The organism is Microbulbifer maximicatervae (SeqCode), assembly GCF_052467825.1.
The window spans coordinates 5,028,483-5,046,736 of record NZ_CP174327.1 but is presented as its reverse complement, the minus strand read 5'-3'; the positions used below and the strand labels follow the sequence as shown (position 1 = coordinate 5,046,736).

The following is an 18,254-nucleotide window of genomic DNA, read 5'->3' as shown; positions in this document are numbered from 1 at the left end:
TGTGATTTATTACTTAAGAAAAGTAGGGTTATCTGTGAGGCGATTAACTATTTTCTTTCTGATCGATATCTGGAGGATGGCTTTTTTGCTGGTTCTTTTGTCGGTTCAATCACTGGCGATAGCAGGGCCGTTGTTGGAAAACCATTCCAATGTTAAATCGGTACAATATGATTTATCTTTTACATTGCCCCTACTCAATGATCTATCCCTGGTGCATCAAGATGAAGGGATGCAGCGTAGGGAGGTGGCCCCTCCATATAGAGTTGAGGAAGAATATCTAGAGCGCACAAAAAAAGTTCAACTAGCTAAAAACCAAGGGGTTTTATCACTACTGGTGGATAGTGGAGTCGATCGTGCAGAAGCGTATAAAATAATTCAGGCTTTGTCGGAACATGTCAATGTCAGTATCCTACCAGTTGGTAAGGAATTTAACTTAACAATAGATACCACTGGAAAGCTTAATAAGCTTACCTTGGTTGTTGGCTTTGCAGAGAGTTTGGAGTTGGTTAGACATGGAGACAATTATAGAACTAATCAATTTGAATCTCCTGTCGATGCCAGGAAATACTACGTTAAAGGTGAAATTTCGGGCAGTTTATACCAAAGTGGAAAAGAGTCTGGCCTATCTAATTCTGTGCTCACAAAACTAAATGAAATATTTAGTTATTCCGTAGATTTTCAACGGCAGATTCGAGCAGGTGATCAATTCTCTGTTTTCTATGATACCTTGTTCAATAGCCAAACTGGAAAGGAAAAACTAAATAGAATTTTATTTGCTGAGCTTATTCTTAGTGGAGAAAAGATAAGTTTATATCGGTTTTCTACTGAGGGACCTCAGGGGGTGGATTATTTTTACCCTGATGGCCAAGGCTCTAGAGGGTTTCTAATGCGTACTCCGTTAGAGAATGCAAGGTTGTCATCTTATTTTGGGCGCCGCAAGCACCCAGTCCTAGGGTATACCCGAGTACATAAAGGTTTGGACTTTGGAGCCCCTTTGGGCACGCCGATATTGGCTGCAGGTGATGGTATTATTGAGCGAGCTTCTTATTTTGGTAGTTTCGGCAACTATATTCGTATTCGCCATGGCTCCGGGATAAAGACTATTTATGCGCACCTTAAGGGGTACGCGAAAGGAATTAGTAAAGGGGGAAGAGTAAAACAAGGGCAGGTAATCGGTTACCTTGGCGCTACAGGTCGTGTGCAGGGGCGTCACTTGCACTATGAGATTCATAAAAATGGTACGGCTGTTGATCCATTAAGGCTTGACCTCCCTATTAGTAAGGGGCTGGTAGGAGATTCTTTAAATCAATTTTCTCAACAGGTTCAAAAGATTCAAGATGAATTGATAAAGTACGCTCAACCAAATCAGTTTGATTCATAATTAAGCTTTTCTTTATCTTTTTTATTTCTCTCTCACCTTATTATATTCGGGGTTTAACTGACTTACATTTTGTTGGTGGCAAATTTTTTCTTAAAGCAATATTGAGTATAAAATTAAACTAGGTTAAATATGATTAGAGCTATTCTGCTGATAGCCATTCTGGTGCTGTCTAATTCACTAATTGCAAAGCCCCTCATTACCAAGGTTTCTGAATCTTTTGAGTTAAGTGGATCTAAAATATACACAGTTGACTCTGATATTCTCAAACGCAAATACGACTTGTACGTGAAGTTACCATCAGGTTACTCGAACGATGACAATAAAAATAAGACCTACCCGATAATTTACCTTAATGATGGGCCTCATACATTTAAGGTTGCCTCGGGTGTTACACACTTTAAGGATATGGATAAAGCCATCGTAGTTGCTATTTCATTCGCTCACGGAGAAAACGGGCAGTATAGTCGAGTTCGAGATCTCACGCCCGTAGTCGATAGTGGGTGGAAGCGTTATACAACTGGTGGAGCCAGTAAGTACTTACAGTTTATTGAAAAAGAAGTAATGCCCTTTATTGAGGGGAGCTTTAGGGGGGATCCCACACGTAGGATTCTTTCAGGTCATTCACTGGGTGGATCTTTTGGTGCTTGGGTATTACTTACCAATCCACAGTTGTTTTCCACTTATATCCTGACAAGTCCTTCTCTTTGGTTTAAGGGTGAAATGATCTTTGATTTGGAGAATAAATATGCAAGCCATAACAACACACTGCCTGTAAACGTCTATATTGCCACTGGCGCTTTGGAGACAATACAAAAGAGCCACATGCGTAATGATATGGTAGATGGGCATAAGAGATTTCTTGCTAAATTACAGTCGCGTAATTATCGTGGATTAAAGCTTAGTGGAGAGGTGGTGAGCGGTACGGACCACTATTCCACTTTCCCGGTGGGGTTGGCAAAAGGTTTAAGGTGGGTATATCAGGATTTGTGGGCAATATAATAATTCTCGCGGTAAAAGAAGAGCTATAGCTGCCCGTGACAAATGGTAGATCTGTTATGCTATTGGAATTATGCGCGTTTGCCACTTTGTCCGGTCATTACTGCCGCGCCAATCATATGGGCTAAACGTAGAGCTTCAGGGACATACCCAGTGTCAGTGGTTTGCTCTAACACCTGGGCGGCAATCTCCGGTTTACATCCCTGCACTTGAAAATGGAAGTTATTGTAGTTATGGATACTCCCAGCTTTCATCAGGGTTTCTTTACGCAGTAGATAGTCAGGAAAATTTTGCAGCGCTTTATCAATGGCTTGAATGTCTGGTGGTTTTCGCATTAACGCGATACAAGGGCGCTGTAAGATATCGGCCAGCTTGGGTAGATCAATAATATTGAAACCACCTACTGCTACTCCATCGGTCAATACGGCATTTACCTGGCTGTAGAATTTACTTTCTTTCAGCAGTGTGGCAAGTGTTTCTGTAGCTTCCATCCCATCTTTGCTTACCTGCCCCCAAAGCATTCCCTCAAAGCGAGTTTTGGTGCAGACAATACCGCTTACTTTTACCGGCGCGCCCCTTCGTTTTTCAAAAGGGGCGTCATCAAAACCGATAACTCGGATCTGCTTCCTTAATCGTAATAATTCTGCCAGAGGCTTCATTATTTCTTGTTGCCCTGAAGAAATAAGTAGGGAAATAACTTTAGTTTTTCCTCATGGCTTAATGATTCCATACGACGGATATTATTTTCTGGAATACTCTCTGGATCTGGATATAGATCAATCATTTTTTCCAGGTTTTCTTCTCTCAGCAGGTGTAAGATAGGATAGGGTGCGCGATTAGTTAGGTTTTCTGCATCGGCGGCTGCAGTGCCAGCAAATTGATAATCTGGGTGGAAGCTGGCTAATTGATAGGTGCCTACATAGTCGTTGCGTTCCAGTAACCACTCTGCTAAATCCAGGAACTGGTTGTAGTCGCTGAATTTCCCTAGGTGATTAGGGATAATCAATAAGGTGGTAAGCAATTCAGATTCCGAAGTGGTATCGAGCCGACGTAATTCCGACAATAGATCACTGAGTAGCGCCTCGTCTCCTGTGGCAGGACTCACCTTGAGTCGAATTTGCCCTGCACGCAGAGGTTTGCGTGCGAAAGGGCAGAGGTTGAGACCGACAACCACATCAGTAAGCCATTGTTCTACCGCCTGAGTAACAGCTTTTTCCATTTGACTGCTTACCACATAAGATCATCGGGGATCTGAAAGTCTGCATAGGGATCATCTTCATCTACCACTGCTGAACTTTCAGCAGGCCTGATTACGATATCGCTATTGCGCTCCGCAATTTTCTCGGCAATAACCCGTGGAACCAACTCAAATTGTTCTCCCTGGGCAACAATCATCAGGCGCCCCGCAATCAAGTGATCCCTTAATTCTTCGCTGACATAGATGGTTTTGATTTTTTTGTCGAAAGTGAAGTTATAAGTAATTTCACCAGAATAAGGTTGGCGATTTTTTTCCACCAATTGCTTGATTTGCGCGGCAATAGCTTTCTGCTGTGCAGCCGCATCGCGCTCAGCATTGAGGGCGCGATCACGAGCGGCTTTCTCTGCTTGAGCCTTTTGTGCTGCTAGCTTTGTTTCATCAATCTGGGGTTGTGAAGACTTCTTCGCAACTTTCTGTTGCTTCCGTTTATCTTTGCTGATTTGTTTGGCTTTCTTTTTATCGACAAGTCCTGCTTGGAGTAGTTGGTCTTGCAATGAGGCCATAGTCTCTTCCCCGTGAAAGTCTAAAGTTTCGGCAGCCTTTACAGGTATGCCTGATCAAATTTTCACCAACCATATGGGTTGATAGTTTGTGAGGGTATTTTACCTGAAGATGGTCCAACTACCGCTAAAGATTTTTATGGTGTCCAAGGCTTACCGGAGGTAGCAGTTGCGATGATTTCATCGGGTTCCTTGCCGTCACTCAGCATTTGAGCGCCCCCTGGAATTACCAGGGCTGAGCCAGTAGCAATAGCCACCCGCTTGCCACTGGGAGTATCAATGTTGCAAGAGGATACCCTCAGCTGCCGGCCGCGGTGGAGTACCTGCGCCTCCAGAATCAAGTCGCCACTGTTGAGCTTGGCTGGGCGAGCAAAGCGGATATGCATGTCCAGAGTAGCGAATATAGATCCTGCAGGCAGTGTGGAGTAGACCGCGCCTCCCATGGTGAAATCTGCGGCCCATGCCAAAAGTCCACCATATATAGAAAGGGTCCCATTGGAGAACCAGGGAGAGGAGGGCATAGTCGAGATACAGCGACCATTTTCAACCTCTATTGCGCGGTAACCTGTGAGCATCCAGATAGGGTGAGTTCGCCCCTCACTAATCGTGGTTCTCTGCAATTCGATAGGGACTTGCTCCGGTAAGTGTGCCATGTCGCAAAAGAACGTTTTTGGAGGAGGGCGAAGATAAGGGTCAGGTGTATCTGTTGGTCCTAGGTCGGGAATTGGAAGCTCCTGATCTGGGTTGACTGGAAAGTCGGCAATAAGACAGCGAGTGCTACCGAAAGCGAGGGTTCTCCCCTCCTGATCGTTAATCTGAATACTTGAGAGCCCCACCTGGTTGCCTGAATGAACGGTCGTAGCTCTACCAACAATATTTTGTGTACTGCTAGTGATGGGTCGAATAAAGCACATATTTAATTCTGATGTGCTCAAGACTTTACCAGCGGGTAAGGTTGTCCATATTGCGGAGGCCAAGGGGGCGTCTGCAAACATGGCATAGATCCCCCCCCAATAGATCCCGGTCCCATCAGCTAGCCACGGCGTAATAGGCATAGAATAGGTGGCCTTACCAAGGCCGGCCTCGGTGGGAGTCATACCCGTTAGTCGCCAAAAAGGGGGCCCGGGTAAGCTGCCGCGAATGTAACGTTTAAAGGTGTCGAGACCAGGTTGCTGCAACGCCCTGAGGTCACAGATGGCACCACGATGGACTTCGTCGGTGATATTGGTCATCCCCCAGCCTCCAGTTGCTTCTAGGACAAGGGTAATGTGAGGGTTTGTTGGATGCGAAAAAGGGAGAAAGCTGCGGAAGAGTCTTTTACCCTAACAGCGCAGCTATCGATCGGCGGATACTGGTTATGGAGCTAAGTTGGGTAGTTTGGCTACGATATGGGTATTCGGGATAGGCTGCCCTTCCATAAATAGGTTTATCGCATCCTGGACTTCAGGGGAAGCCATTAATAAATTATGCCCTGCATTTTCGACTGTTATTTTAGTGGCGTTTTTGAACCCTGAAATGGCTTCATATTGACCTTCCAGGTAAGTTCTTCCGTCCAAGGTCCCGCTAAATAGTAATACCGGAATATTGCTGACTGGCTTTTCCCGAAATTTATCCCCAAGATCCAACTCTGGCGCTAAATTATCGTAGTGCAGAGAGAAATTTAGGTAGTCTTTCAGTAGAGATTTTTGTGCCTGCTCTACAACCTGTGCTTTACGCTTCATATCAATTCCAGAGGCTATATCCATCGCCGTAGGCATCGGGCGCAGGGATATGGGTATGCCTGGTTGCAGAAATTCATCGGGGAAGTAACGTCTGGGCACCTTGTCGAAACTAAATGTAGCTCCTTGGTCCAAATCGCGATAAAACCTGAGTAGATGGCTGACACTTTTAGGGTCCGCAATGAATGCCGAGGCTAGTTGTTGCATATCCCTACGCTGTAGGAGGGATTCGACTTCCCTGCCATCCCGTTGAGGGATTTTAATTTTCAATGGTTGTGACTCAAGTTTTTTATGGACTCGGCTTATAAGTGCTTTAATATCTGGATAGGCTTTTTTTGCTGCGGGTTGCTGATTGATTGCCTGTTGTAGACGGTTTAGATAGTAATCTGTTCGGGCGGGCAGCTTGATGGTTTGGTCCAAACCCTCTGCACTGGATAAAATTAGCTTATCAATAGAACCTTCGATCTCCTTTACCGCTGCCAAAGAGAGATGGCTTCCATAAGATGTTCCCCACAATACTATTTTCTCTGCACCCAAATGGCTCCGTATGGCATCAAGATCTCGGGCATTTTCGCGAGTATTATAGGCATTTAGGTTTACACCAGTAAGCTCCCAAAAGTGTAAGCACTCTTTTAGGGCTTTGCGGTGGTAGTTGATATACTGGGTATCGGTGATTGGTTCAAGGGAAGGTACAATTTGCTTGGATTCACAATTGGGAAGGTCATTGGAACGGCCGCTACCACGTTGATCTAATGCGATAACATCACCAAATTGTCGCAACGCCATAAACATATCAAAGCGATAGTTAACGGCCGTAATTCCTGAGCCACCAGGGCCGCCTGCCAGGTAGATTATTGGTGGGCCCACTTTCTTTCCAGTTGCAGGAAACCTTACATATTGGAGGGTGATATTACGGCTATCTTTCTTAGTGCGATCTTCTGGTACCTCAATAAAGCCTTGATAGCCCTCTGCAGTTTGTTTGCTCCATGTAGTAAAGGTGTGCGGTTTTTCATTGTTAATGGACTTTGCTGATCCGCTGACAGGGCTCAGTGATAGCATTATTATTAGCGGAGCGAGAAGATGTGCTTTTTTGGTATTATTTTTCATTGTTTCGATACTTCCTTATTGTCGAACTTAGGCGAATGTTATTGTTTTAGATTGGGCTCTTATTTTCAAGTGGATAAAAAGTTTATTCGAGAACTCATGGGACTTTTCTCGATATAGATACCCCGTGAATATCGGTAATATAAGCTATTAACCTCTCACTAGGGATTTCGGTTTAATTAGGCTGTCAGACAGAAGTCCGAAAAATAGTAGGTGGATGTTTAAACCCCAGTACTAATGGGTTTATGGGGCCCGTGCAAGGTTATAATTATTGATAGGCAACATTGCTACTCTATGAAAGCTAGCTTTCCTTAAATTCACTATATAGCAATTAAGCTCTTGCTCTAAAATAACTAAAAAATGGTTCTACGCCTGGGGTGGCAAGTGTTCAGGTATTATGGGTTGTTATATAAAATCATTATGCTCAGATTCATGGGGCGCCTCTGATGTAGATATTTTACCTGAAGTAGGGGGTCTGAGAGCGAATCGTATGGCGATTTGAAATTCATCATCCCTAGATAATAGCTTTGGTAAAGTGAGGTTATAGTGTCAATGAAAAAATGCCAGCTATAACAATAAAGATAGCCTTTTTATCTTTGGTTTGTTCATCACGCCTATGAGATTTTTATAAATTTTAGTGGTTGTATATCGTTGATATAAAAGACCTTTGTATTGATAAAACTGTCATCTAGTAGCTCATATTTTTATTGCTCTTACATTCTCGTTATGTATAGCAAGCCAAGTCCTAAATGGCAGTAGTTGGGAATGAAGTGCCATGATTTGCTTCTGGAATAATGAGCAGTCGGGAGCTTACCTCTAGCCTTCTTCAATGATTAATTTTCTTTAGGGCTGTCTCGCTCCCCTTACCATGTCGTTGCGAGTTTGGCTTTTTTCTGGAGATTCTATGGCACCAACTCCAATAAACACCTTTCGGTGATTAAAGCTGGGAGTAGCTTTCACATTAAGGATTCTTGCACGATCGTGCCGCACTGATATCCTGCTGAGGATATAGTTATCAAAGCCGCTTAGCCTGGTAAGCAACATATATGTGCCAAATAGCCCGCCTAGAGAGTGCTCTATGAAGGTGTGTCCAATGTCAGATAGGCGATGTGATCTTGCTAGGAGGGGCAAAATGACGTCATGAATAAAAGTGGCATGCTCATAGGCCTTGCCAGTTAAATATTTCCAGTTTTTATCGCTGATGGGGGTAAAGTCCCGAATACGGCTGGCATGATTTTTGACCCTTTTGAGTAAGATAGTCCAACTAAAATGACTTCCTGCAGTTTGCCAAAATCCATCGGCACTTGAGTTGTACCTGAAGTGGCCTGAAAGGCTGAGTCTGCATCTGTCATAAGCACTAAAGGATATCGTTAGTCGAGGGTACTTTCGTAACTCTTAGGTAACTTAACGTAAAGTGAATAGGACCTAGTACTGATAGGATCTTTAACTCCAGGCTGCTGCTTCGAGGAATTTGGAACGGTGAGATGTCTGCGTTCACTGAAAGTGGAGGGACTGAACAAAGGCTGAGGGTGCAAAACAAGGTTGCTTAGGACCCTATCAGGGCTTTAGCACGGATAAAACGCTTGTACTTTTTGTATAGTGGCTTGACAGGCTCTATAAACGAAAGTGTCATTTTCTTTCCCAGTTGCGACTATGCCGGCGTGAACAAAAAGTCAGGAAAGTACTCTAGCATATAGAAATGATTCATCTTGAAAACTGTTCGCATAAGTTTTATTCAAAAGATAGCAATTTTTTTTGTAATAAGATAAAGAGTATGAAGCTCTCAATGTTTCTGTGGAAGTGTAAAAATCTACTTTACTACTACAAAAACGGAAGAAGTAAGTAATTCTATTTTTATATTTCGTAATGTAACTTTTTCATATCTACAATTATCCAAGTACTTGTTCCATTTTTCCCTCTTTTATTTTCCCTCCTTTTGAAGGTTAATAGTCTACGATTTGATTAGCCTTTAGGCGCTGAAGTTCATAGTAATACCTCTCCATGCTTGTAATTTAGGCGTTACTTTTTTCCAGCCGCTGGAGGTGGTCGTTTATCGTATGTTTTTTGTCTACTCTCTGTGTTTTTAGGGGAAGTTAACTTTAGTAAAACTAAAGACTTATATCGATTTAGCTAGTTGATACTCGATTTTGAAAAGAAGGCTAGTTTTGTACTACAAAAATAATTTGACCAAAAAATAATTGATCGATGGTTTGTTTTGTTCATTCTCTCTAGAGAGCCTCTGTAAGTTGTACTAAGTATTGCAAAATTTTCCAGAAGCTCAGGGAAACCGGTCGGTCACACGAGATGGTTTACTAGAAAAATGGAAAACTTTTATCAGGATGATGTGACGCAGTGGGTTGGTGAGTATGGATTGGATTTGAAACGTTACTTTTCTTCCCGAGTTAATCTATCTGATGTTGATGATCTAGTTCAGGAGGTTTTTATTCAGTTATATATTCGTATCAAAAAGTATGGAGGGCAAATCGAAAATCCAAGAATTTACATTTATGCCATGGCAAGAAATCTTTTGATTAGTCATGGTAGGCGTCAAAAGTCTAGGTGTGGAGGGTTACATGACTCTATTGATCACAAAGTCGATATCCCTTACATGATTAGTCCGGAACGGACGGTGATGGGAATACAGGCTTATACCCGAGTTCTGGAAGCTATTTTAGGATTGCCGCCAAGAGCTGGTACAGCTTTTCGCTATCATCGCTTTGAGGGAATGACTTATCAAGCAATTGCGGAGCAAATGGGAATCTCTAAGGATTCGGTTAAAGAGTTAATACAGCGTGCTTTGACCAAGGTTAGGCAGGTGGCAGAGGAAGCTCCTTGATGGCGCAAAATAGGTCATATTGTGCTGTAGGTTGTGACCTTTTTCGAGTAGATGTCTAACGGGACAACAAGCTCAACTAGAAATTTTTTGGTGAGTGATTCTGCTAGCGCTACGCCAGAGGTTTGGCTTTTTAGCTCTAACTGTTGCAGCTTTCTAAATATTTAGTTAATAATTCTGCTTTAGTCCCCCAAAAATCAAGTTTATTTTTTATCCCCCCTTTCTTTTAGCTCTCGCGTCTTAAATGTTGTTGAGCCTGAAATAGGTTTGTATCAGGTCAATAACCCAATAATACCGACAATAAAGAGAGACGTAGTGTGATGATGAAACCTGTCAAAAAGAAAACATTGATTGCACAAGCGATTTATCAATCTGGACATTCATGCCAAATTACTCCCTGGTACAGCTCCATTGTTGCCTCTTTGGCATTTGCAGTTGTTCCTACCATTTCCAGTGCCCAGGAGAGTGAAGAAGGTAAACACCCAAGACAGGTGATTGAGGAGATCACGGTTACTGCGCAGAAGATTGAAGAGAGTATTCAAGATGTGCCCATTGCAGTATCTGCACTCAGTGGTGACAGTATGGATGACCTTAAAATTGAGCGGGGGGAAGAGTTGCTACGAGCTGTCCCAAATGCCAATTTTTCTAAATCTAACTTCAGCACCTATAACTTCTCTATTCGCGGTATAGGCACTAAAGCTGTTTCTGCTGCTTCAGACCCGGCGGTTGCTGTGAGCTTCAACAATACTCCTTTAATTCGCAATCGATTATTTGAGCAAGAATTCTTTGATGTGCAACGGGTTGAAGTCTTGCGTGGCCCCCAAGGTACACTTTATGGCCGCAACGCGACAGCTGGCGTAGTTAATATGTTGCCAATTATGCCTGGAGATGAGTTTGCCTCTGAGATCAAGGCGGAGGTGGGCAGTTATAACACCAAGCGCGCCAGCGGAATGTTTAATATGCCATTGGGGGAGACCATGGCGTTGCGTTTCTCCGGGGCCATGACTAAGCGTGATGGTTTTGATTACAACACTTATACCGGTAACGATGTTAATGACCGCGATCTATATTCTACTCGTGCAATCTTTGAGTGGGAGCCCAGTGAATCCTTTAGTGCCAATTTAATATGGCAGCACTTTGAAGAAGATGATCGGCGCTCACGCACGGGCAAGCAACTTTGTACAAAAGATCCAGGCCGAACACATATTGGTGATACTGAACTAACAGGCTTTACGCCAGTGTTTTTTAGTCAGGGTTGTCTGCCTAGCTCGATTTATAGTGATGACGCTTACAGCGCACCCAATGCCCAGGGTTTTGCGAGCGTCTTGGCTACCGGATTAATTATCACTAGCTATGGTCAGGTAATTGACTGGTTTACTGACCCTTATGCGAATTCAACACAGTCGCGTGATCTTCGTAAAATTGAAACCAGTTATGATCCGGTATTTCGCGCAGAGAATGACTTAGTGCAACTGAACTTCGAATGGGGCCTGACAGACTCTCTCACATTTTACTCTCAGTCGACTTATGCTAAGGACGATTACTATTCATCCCAAGATTATAATCGTTATGTTTCAGATCCCATCTTTAATGATGGGGGTAATTTAGAACCTACACCGGGGGGAGTTTTTACTGATCCACAGTTGGGGCCCTCTGAAGGACTGTTGGCGGTTGATATTAGTCGATCAGATAATAAACAGTGGAGCCAGGAATTCCGATTGCAGACATCTTTCGATGGTCCTTGGAATTTTTCAGTGGGCACAAACTATTTAGACTTTAAAACCCAAGATGACTATTTTGTATTCAATAATATATTTAGTATGGTGGCGCAATATCTATATAATGCCGACCGCGATGAAAATTTCAACTTAGTATTTCAAAACTGTACTGATCCAGAAGTAAATGTTGGTTCAGATTGTATTTATGTTGACCCTAACTCGATAGAAAACATTGATGAGGAAGGACATAACTATTTCTTGAGCCGAAATTTGGTGGAAGTTAATTCTTGGGCATTATTTGGTGAAACTTATTGGCAAATTAATGATGATGTAAAGCTAACTACCGGCCTTCGCTATACAAATGATCGCAAGCGCTCTACTCCGGTACCCAGTCAGCTATTGTTAGGTACTTTTTATGATCCGGTAACGGGGGAAGTCTCCTCCGGTGAAGTCTCCGGGGGGCTTGTCCATCGAGGCTATCCGGAAGGTGATCCGGTTACGCAGAACTGGAAGGAGTACACCGGGCGCGCAGTTTTGGACTGGAGGACGGATCTGCCTTTTACGGATGAAACTATGCTCTATATGTCCTTTGCCCACGGCTACAAAGGGGGTGGTACTAACCCTCCCCGAGCCGAGGTTGATCCAGCAATAGTACAGTTTCAGCCTCTGGAAGATTCTTTTGAGCCGGAGTTTGTCAACGCAATTGAGTTTGGCAGTAAGAACATTCTTTTCGATGGTAGCTTATCGCTTAATGCTAGTGCCTTTTACTACGATTATACTGACTATCAAGTCTCTCAAATTGTTGACAGAATTTCTCTCAATGAGAATTTTGATGCGGAAACTATGGGGCTTGAGCTTGAGCTGGCTTGGCAGCTTACAGATGCAACACGAATAGATATGAATTTAGGGTACCTAAAAACCCGAATTGCAGATGGAGAGGAGTCTGTTGACGTGATGGATCGTACTCAGGGCAATGAAGATTGGGTACTGGTTCGTCCTAGCATCCAGGTGCCGTCTAACTGTATTGCACCTGTGGATTTAGTTGAAACGGTTATGGCTGCGCCTAATATTTTCGCTATTTGGTCGCTTTGTGCAGGTTCCGCCCAGTATGGTTCATTCTCTCCAGAAATCGAAGTCTCGGATGCATTGCGCCATGATATCAATTATGGAGTCGATCCCTACAACCCGCTAACCGATGCACCTAATGGGGGGCGTGGTTTTGCTGCTGATTTAAGTGGAAATGAGTTACCCAACGCACCACGTTTCACCGTTAATTTCGGAGTGGAACATACGATTCCTATTGAGAATTGGGATTTAACTCTACGAGCAGATTACTACCGCCAGTCGGAAAGTTATGCTCGTGTATATAATACTGAGTATGATCGTTTGAAGGCTTGGAGTAATCTCAATGCTTCAGTTAGCCTCAGCAATCCTGACTCTGATCTATATATGCAGCTCTACGTGAAGAATATTTTTGATGATGCGCCTATCACTGATATGTTCACTAATAGTGATGATTCAGGTCTTACTACTAATGTGTTTACATTAGAGCCTCGTATTGTTGGCTTAAGTGTTAGCAAAGGGTTTTGATTAATCCGGTGGAATCTGTGATTCATTGTTTAGATTTGATTGAATGAATATCTAGGTTGGTGAGAGGATTTCTTGCCAACCTATTTTTGCATTTTTATAGATGACTTCTGAAGTCTAGCGGTCTTGACTTTAGGGGCGCTGCCAGTTTTTGTACTACATATGAGTTTTGGGTTACAAAAATAGTCATTGATTATTATTGGCAGGTATATAAATTAACTGTTTCCGTAATGCTAGTGTTGTTAGCATCTAGGGCTATTAATTAAGGCGGGATAGACTTAGAGGCTGTATAGGTGAAATGAGAGCTTGTTGAAGTTACACTATTAATTTCCCTCTAGCTGTCTGACCCTGTGCTGGGAGTTTTGGTGCTGTTGAAGGTAGTTTTCCATTTGGCTGATTCAATGGTCTTATGAGGTCTCCAGTATATTCACCGGCTGTCGTCTTAATAAGTCTATTTTTAATGACCATGGTATTGCTCATGTACTTATAGGATAAATCGTGAGGATCCATCTTGCTGAAAAAATCAATTTATTTTCATCGTTTACTTCTTGCTTTCAGTAAGGTTAAGAGCTTTTATTTTACGCTTTGCTGTAGTGAAGCGAATATTGAAATGCCAGTATCGAGGTATCGGCGATAAATCCTGGAAGGCCAAATAATGGATTGATTGTATTTTATGGTTTATTTTATTGTTGGCTTTCATTTGTTAGTAAGCTCAGTTAAGTAGGGTGTCCAAGGTCATCCCTCTCAGTCAAATTTCCAAAGAATATGGGTTTTACTTTATTAAAATTCACATGCCTTGATTTAGTTAAAAATTCAATTTAATCGATAAAATGGATTTATAGGCAGATTAAGTAGTTGTGATGGAGGATTATGGGTTAGTAATGATAGTGCCACTTACGGTACATGGGGAAACCGGCTGCGTTATCGTTAGGAAACTCAGCCTCATCGGAAGCGATTTCCCCAATTAGCGTATTGGGCGGATATGTCCTTGCTCTTACAGTTCGTTATCAGCTTTTCTTATTAAGCATCATAGACTTGAAATAATTTATGGAGCTCTGGTGTCGGGGCAATTGAATTGCCAGCTGGCACCAAAAGATAAGATGCGCCAGGTCGGGAGTATTTGCCCATAGCGGACCACCTGCTATCGGCTTCTACACCTTGTAGGCTGTATTTGCTGCCCTCTGGGCAATTTTGTTTGGTTTTTGCTCTCCCTGCTCCAGATTCATATTGCTATACTCCGCGCCCTTGAAAGCCCCCTGTCTTTATATGGAGAACTTGATGTCTGATTCACAGTGCGATATTGGCTTTATCGGCGCCGGTGTGATGGGTAAGAACCTGATCCTGAACCTGGCCGACAATGGCTATAGGGTCTGTGCCTTTGATTTGGATCACAACCGGCTGAATGCGCTGCTGGAGCAGGACAAGAAAGAGCGTGGAGACCTGCCTGCGCGTGTTGAAGCCTGCAACTCTTACACAGAGCTGTTGGCGAAGGTTAAAGCCCCGCACTTGATTATTCTCTCGGTTCCGGCTGGAGCCCCCGTTGATGACGTATGCAGCAAGCTGCTCGATGCGGGCTTGAAGGCTGACGACATCGTTGTTGATACTGGTAACAGCCTGTGGACCGACTCTGTAGAGCGGGCTAAACGGTATGAAGGCAAATTGATTTTCTTCACCACCGCAGTATCCGGTGGCGAAGTGGGTGCTCGTTTTGGGCCATCCCTCATGCCCAGCGGCGACCGTTATGCCTGGAGTCGTATTGAGCCAGTTTGGCATGCTATTGCCGCCAAAGTGGATAAAGCCAGCGGCCAGCCGATTGAGCGCTTTGAGCCTGGCAACCCGGTTCGCGAAGGTGAGCCCTGTGCGGCTTATATCGGCCCGATAGGCTCAGGCCACTATGTGAAGATGGTGCATAACGGTATTGAATATGCCGATATGCAGATGATCTGTGAGGCCTACCATGTGATGCGCACGGCGCTGGGTATGGCCCCAGAGGAAATTGCAGAAGTATTCCGCGAGTGGAACCGAGGCCCGCTGAACAGCTATCTGATCAATATCAGTGCGGAAGTGCTCTCTACTTTGGACTCCGTGACAGAACAGCCGCTGGTAGACGTTATCCTCGACCGTGCAGGGCAAAAAGGTACTGGTCTCTGGACAGCCATGAGCAGCCTGGAAGTGGGCTGTCCGGCCCCGAGTATTGCCGAAGCGGTTTACGCCCGTTCATTATCTACCCGGAAGGTATTGCGCACCCGCGCAGCGAAGAAGCTGCAAGGGCCTGAGTTGACACCAGTGGCTCCAGAGCAACGGGAAGAGGTGATTGCACAGCTGCACGACGCTCTCTACTGCGCAAAAATCTGTGTTTACGCCCAGGGCTTCGATTTGATGAAGTTGGCTGCGCGAGAGCAGGGATGGCAGTTGAACTTCTCTGAAATTGCCAGAATTTGGCGTGCAGGTTGCATCATTCGAGCAGTGTTCCTGCAATCTATCAGCGATGCTTACGATCGAGATTCCAAGCTTTCCAACTTGCTACTGGATGATTTCTTCACCCAGCAGATTGCCGATCACCAGGCCAACTGGCGCCAAGCGGTGGCGAGCGCCACTCTGAATGGTATTCCGGTGCCGGCCCTGTCATCGGCGCTCAATTACTACGATGCCTTCCGCACCGAGTCGCTGCCGGCGAACCTGCTACAAGGACAGCGTGATTTCTTTGGAGCCCATACCTTTGCGCGTGTGGACCAGCCTGAGCAGCGCAAGTACCACGTCCAGTGGACCGAACCTGGCCGCCCAATGGTTGAGATCTGATTGGTGGGGTAGGGGGCAGGTGATACGTGCCTTTCAGGTACGCATCACAATGTGAGTTCCCTAAAGAACGACCTCTTCTACCTCTTTGGCCAGGGCCTCCGCCTCTTGGCGGCTGGCTTTGGCGACCAGTTCCTCAACGCTAGCCGACTCGGTGTTTACGCCACCGAAGGCGGAGAGCAAGTCTTTGGTCAGGGCTGAGATCTCCAGAGTCATCACCGCAAAATCTGCATCAAATCTCTGGGCTGCACTTTCTGCATCGGCACTATCGGCCTTCTCCAGAAGCTCGTCACTGAACTTGATACGCTTTAGGGACAACTGGTCATCCACCAGGAATTCAACGCCCCCACGCCAGGTCAGCCCCAGCTTGTGCACTTGTAGTCCCGCCACCAAGTGATTGTGAATTTCCTCTGCACAGAGGTCCTGGTTTTTACAGCGGATAACACTGCCGCTGTCTTTGGGATCGCGCAACTCGCATTCGTGGCCAAAATCAAACTGATGCGGTGCTTCAGGGGCACTGAGCCAGTGGGTCATCGTTTGCTGTGGCAGGTTCTTAGCGGAGAGTGGTACCACGGCAAGGCTACTGATAGCCTCGCGGAGGTTCTCCAGCAGTTCCTCGGCGGCGGAGGCAGAAGAGGCGTCAACCACTACCCAACCATCCTGAGGTGCAATATAGGCATATTGCAGACGGGAGCGAGCGAATGCCTTGGGGCGCATTTCAAGGAGAATCTCGTCTTTAAGGTTTTGCCGCTCCTTGCGACCTACCTGCCTGGCTTCTTTTTCAGAAATAGCTTGTGCCAGCTCTTCAACTTTCTCATTGACTACCGCAGCAGGAATCACTTTTTCTTGCTTCTTAGCACAGACCATTAGGTAGCCATTCGTTGCGTGCACCAACTGGCTGCCGTGGCGCCCTAGTGGAGGCACCCACCCATAGCGAGTGCTGTCCTGACTGCCACAGGGAACAAATGCATGGGGCTCCAGCAATTCGTTCAATTTTTCAGCATCCAGGGAAAATTCTTTCGTCAAACGATAAATACGGAGGTTTTTAAACCACATACATCAGGCCATCTGTTTTCAGTTGCGAGTGCGGCCTGCATTATGCGGAAACCGGGGCGGGGCAGCTAGAGCCTGTTAACACTAAATTGAAGGGATTTTTAATTTGTTATTAAGTACCAGGACACCCTCCCCTAACAATGCGATTAAAATTTGTTCGATCGATAATGGTAGATTTAGTTAACGGGGACTGCTTGAGAATATCGTCGAGTGCTTGACTACAGCTAGCTGGGTAAGGATTTAGCGATGTTACCAGGTTCCGGGTCGAAGCTAATGGTTAAATTGGTATTGTTCCAGTGTTGAGTTGGTGGTTGGAGTGTTTGGCTGAGGTCCGCGAGTATTATTTACAGGCGACTGTGCACCGCCAATAATGTTAAACTCAGTGCTTCCTGAAATGACTATACTCAGGGCGGGTGCGTAAAGGGCTTTTCTTAAAATTAATTAGATACTCCGTAGAGTCGGGCTAGAATTTTCTTGGTTGACAATCTAATTAATGCTTCTAATTATAATTTCACGATAATACTGGCATTTTGTTTTGGATTTGGTCTCTGTGCCAGATTGCACTGTAAATATAATTGCAAGGGATGGTGATGATAGGTTCTTATCTAAAACATAGGGTCGGTTTGGTTGGTATTTAAATTCAGTGGATATCGGTATGACATTGTGAAAATTGAGCTATTTTTAATAGCTGATTAATTGCGGTTGAGTTAGATTTAATAGTGGTTTTGCAGTATCTATATCGTCAATGCCGGCTATTAACCAGCTGGCCGAGTTTGTCTTTATAGTCAATAATCACTTGGTTTTTTAGGTTCGGTTACAGGTTTCGAATGTTCTTAGTTCTAGTGATTTTGAGTTTATTATCTTAATTATTGTTTTTAGAGTCTCGAAATTAGCCTTGATTGATGTTGTTTTGGTTTCTTGAATCAACCTATTCATTTTGTGAGTGGTTGCTTGTTTTTTGTTCGCCTTTTTAGTTTGGTTGGTATTCGTGTCTGTGAAATTTGGGGGTGTGGTTCGAAAGGATACTAGTGTAAGTCACGTAATTATTGTCTCGACATGTGTAGTACTAGATTTATTTCAGTAGGATCTAAATGTCTTGCAAGAATATGGATTTGGATTAAAAGCCACACACTCTCAAGTTTCTATGGGAGTGTTCCTTCCTATTTGAGTTATTCATGGATTGATAAGAGGTTTCATATATTCACAAATTATTGAATTCCGTCAAATATTTCGCAGAGTAAGGTTTGACAGTTTGGTTGGTTTTGTCAGGCTAAAATTTGAGTGTTAATTGTTCATGTGAGCTTAAGAGC

General features: G+C 44.3%; 11 protein-coding genes. 5 read left to right on the top strand and 6 right to left on the bottom strand.

Annotation, left to right across the window (positions count from 1 at the left end):
* Position 1: 1 nt before the first annotated feature.
* Together ACJJII_RS22125 and ACJJII_RS22120 are read left to right on the top strand one after the other, a co-directional pair.
* Entirely contained in the window at positions 2-1,381 is a 1,380-nt protein-coding gene (locus ACJJII_RS22125) for a M23 family metallopeptidase (protein ID WP_444917763.1), read from the top strand.
* Between the two features lie 129 nt (positions 1,382-1,510).
* A complete protein-coding gene (locus ACJJII_RS22120) occupies positions 1,511-2,380 on the top strand; it encodes an alpha/beta hydrolase (protein ID WP_444917762.1) in 870 nt (289 codons plus the stop codon).
* Between the two features lie 68 nt (positions 2,381-2,448).
* Here ACJJII_RS22120 and ACJJII_RS22115 read toward each other — a convergent pair whose 3' ends face one another.
* The 5 genes from ACJJII_RS22115 to ACJJII_RS22095 form a co-directional block, all read right to left on the bottom strand.
* A complete protein-coding gene (locus ACJJII_RS22115) occupies positions 2,449-3,036 on the bottom strand; it encodes an endonuclease dU (protein WP_444917761.1) in 588 nt (195 codons plus the stop codon).
* Positions 3,036-3,596, bottom strand: coding sequence for a DUF1415 domain-containing protein (locus ACJJII_RS22110; RefSeq protein WP_413662718.1), 561 nt, complete (start codon positions 3,594-3,596; stop codon positions 3,036-3,038). Before ACJJII_RS22110 ends, ACJJII_RS22115 begins: the two co-directional genes overlap by 1 nt.
* Positions 3,597-3,604: 8 nt before the next feature.
* The gene (locus ACJJII_RS22105; protein WP_444917760.1) at positions 3,605-4,138 is read right to left on the bottom strand and encodes a DUF2058 domain-containing protein; all 534 of its coding nucleotides are present in this window, start codon (positions 4,136-4,138) and stop codon (positions 3,605-3,607) included.
* Positions 4,139-4,272: 134 nt separating this feature from the next.
* On the bottom strand, positions 4,273-5,367 hold the full coding sequence (locus ACJJII_RS22100; RefSeq protein ID WP_413662716.1) for a PaaI family thioesterase: 1,095 nt from the start codon (positions 5,365-5,367) through the stop codon (positions 4,273-4,275).
* A gap of 123 nt (positions 5,368-5,490) precedes the next feature.
* Positions 5,491-6,960 (bottom strand): alpha/beta hydrolase, encoded by a 1,470-nt coding sequence (locus ACJJII_RS22095; RefSeq protein ID WP_444917759.1) that lies wholly within the window; start codon positions 6,958-6,960, stop codon positions 5,491-5,493.
* 2,317 nt (positions 6,961-9,277) lie between these two features.
* Here ACJJII_RS22095 and ACJJII_RS22090 point away from each other — a divergent pair.
* The 3 genes from ACJJII_RS22090 (at position 9,278) to gnd (ending at position 15,894) form a co-directional block, all read left to right on the top strand.
* A complete protein-coding gene (locus ACJJII_RS22090) occupies positions 9,278-9,793 on the top strand; it encodes an RNA polymerase sigma factor (protein WP_444907717.1) in 516 nt (171 codons plus the stop codon).
* Between the two features lie 317 nt (positions 9,794-10,110).
* Positions 10,111-13,098, top strand: coding sequence for a TonB-dependent receptor (locus ACJJII_RS22085; RefSeq protein ID WP_444917758.1), 2,988 nt, complete (start codon positions 10,111-10,113; stop codon positions 13,096-13,098).
* Between the two features lie 1,275 nt (positions 13,099-14,373).
* Complete coding sequence (gene gnd / locus ACJJII_RS22080) at positions 14,374-15,894, top strand: NADP-dependent phosphogluconate dehydrogenase (protein WP_282932002.1); 1,521 nt, start codon at positions 14,374-14,376, stop codon at positions 15,892-15,894.
* A gap of 60 nt (positions 15,895-15,954) precedes the next feature.
* Here the strand turns inward: gnd and rdgC are convergent, their stop codons facing one another.
* Positions 15,955-16,947: a recombination-associated protein RdgC gene (rdgC, locus tag ACJJII_RS22075; RefSeq protein ID WP_444907720.1), complete on the bottom strand. Its 993-nt coding sequence runs from the start codon at positions 16,945-16,947 to the stop codon at positions 15,955-15,957.
* Positions 16,948-18,254: the final 1,307 nt, after the last annotated feature.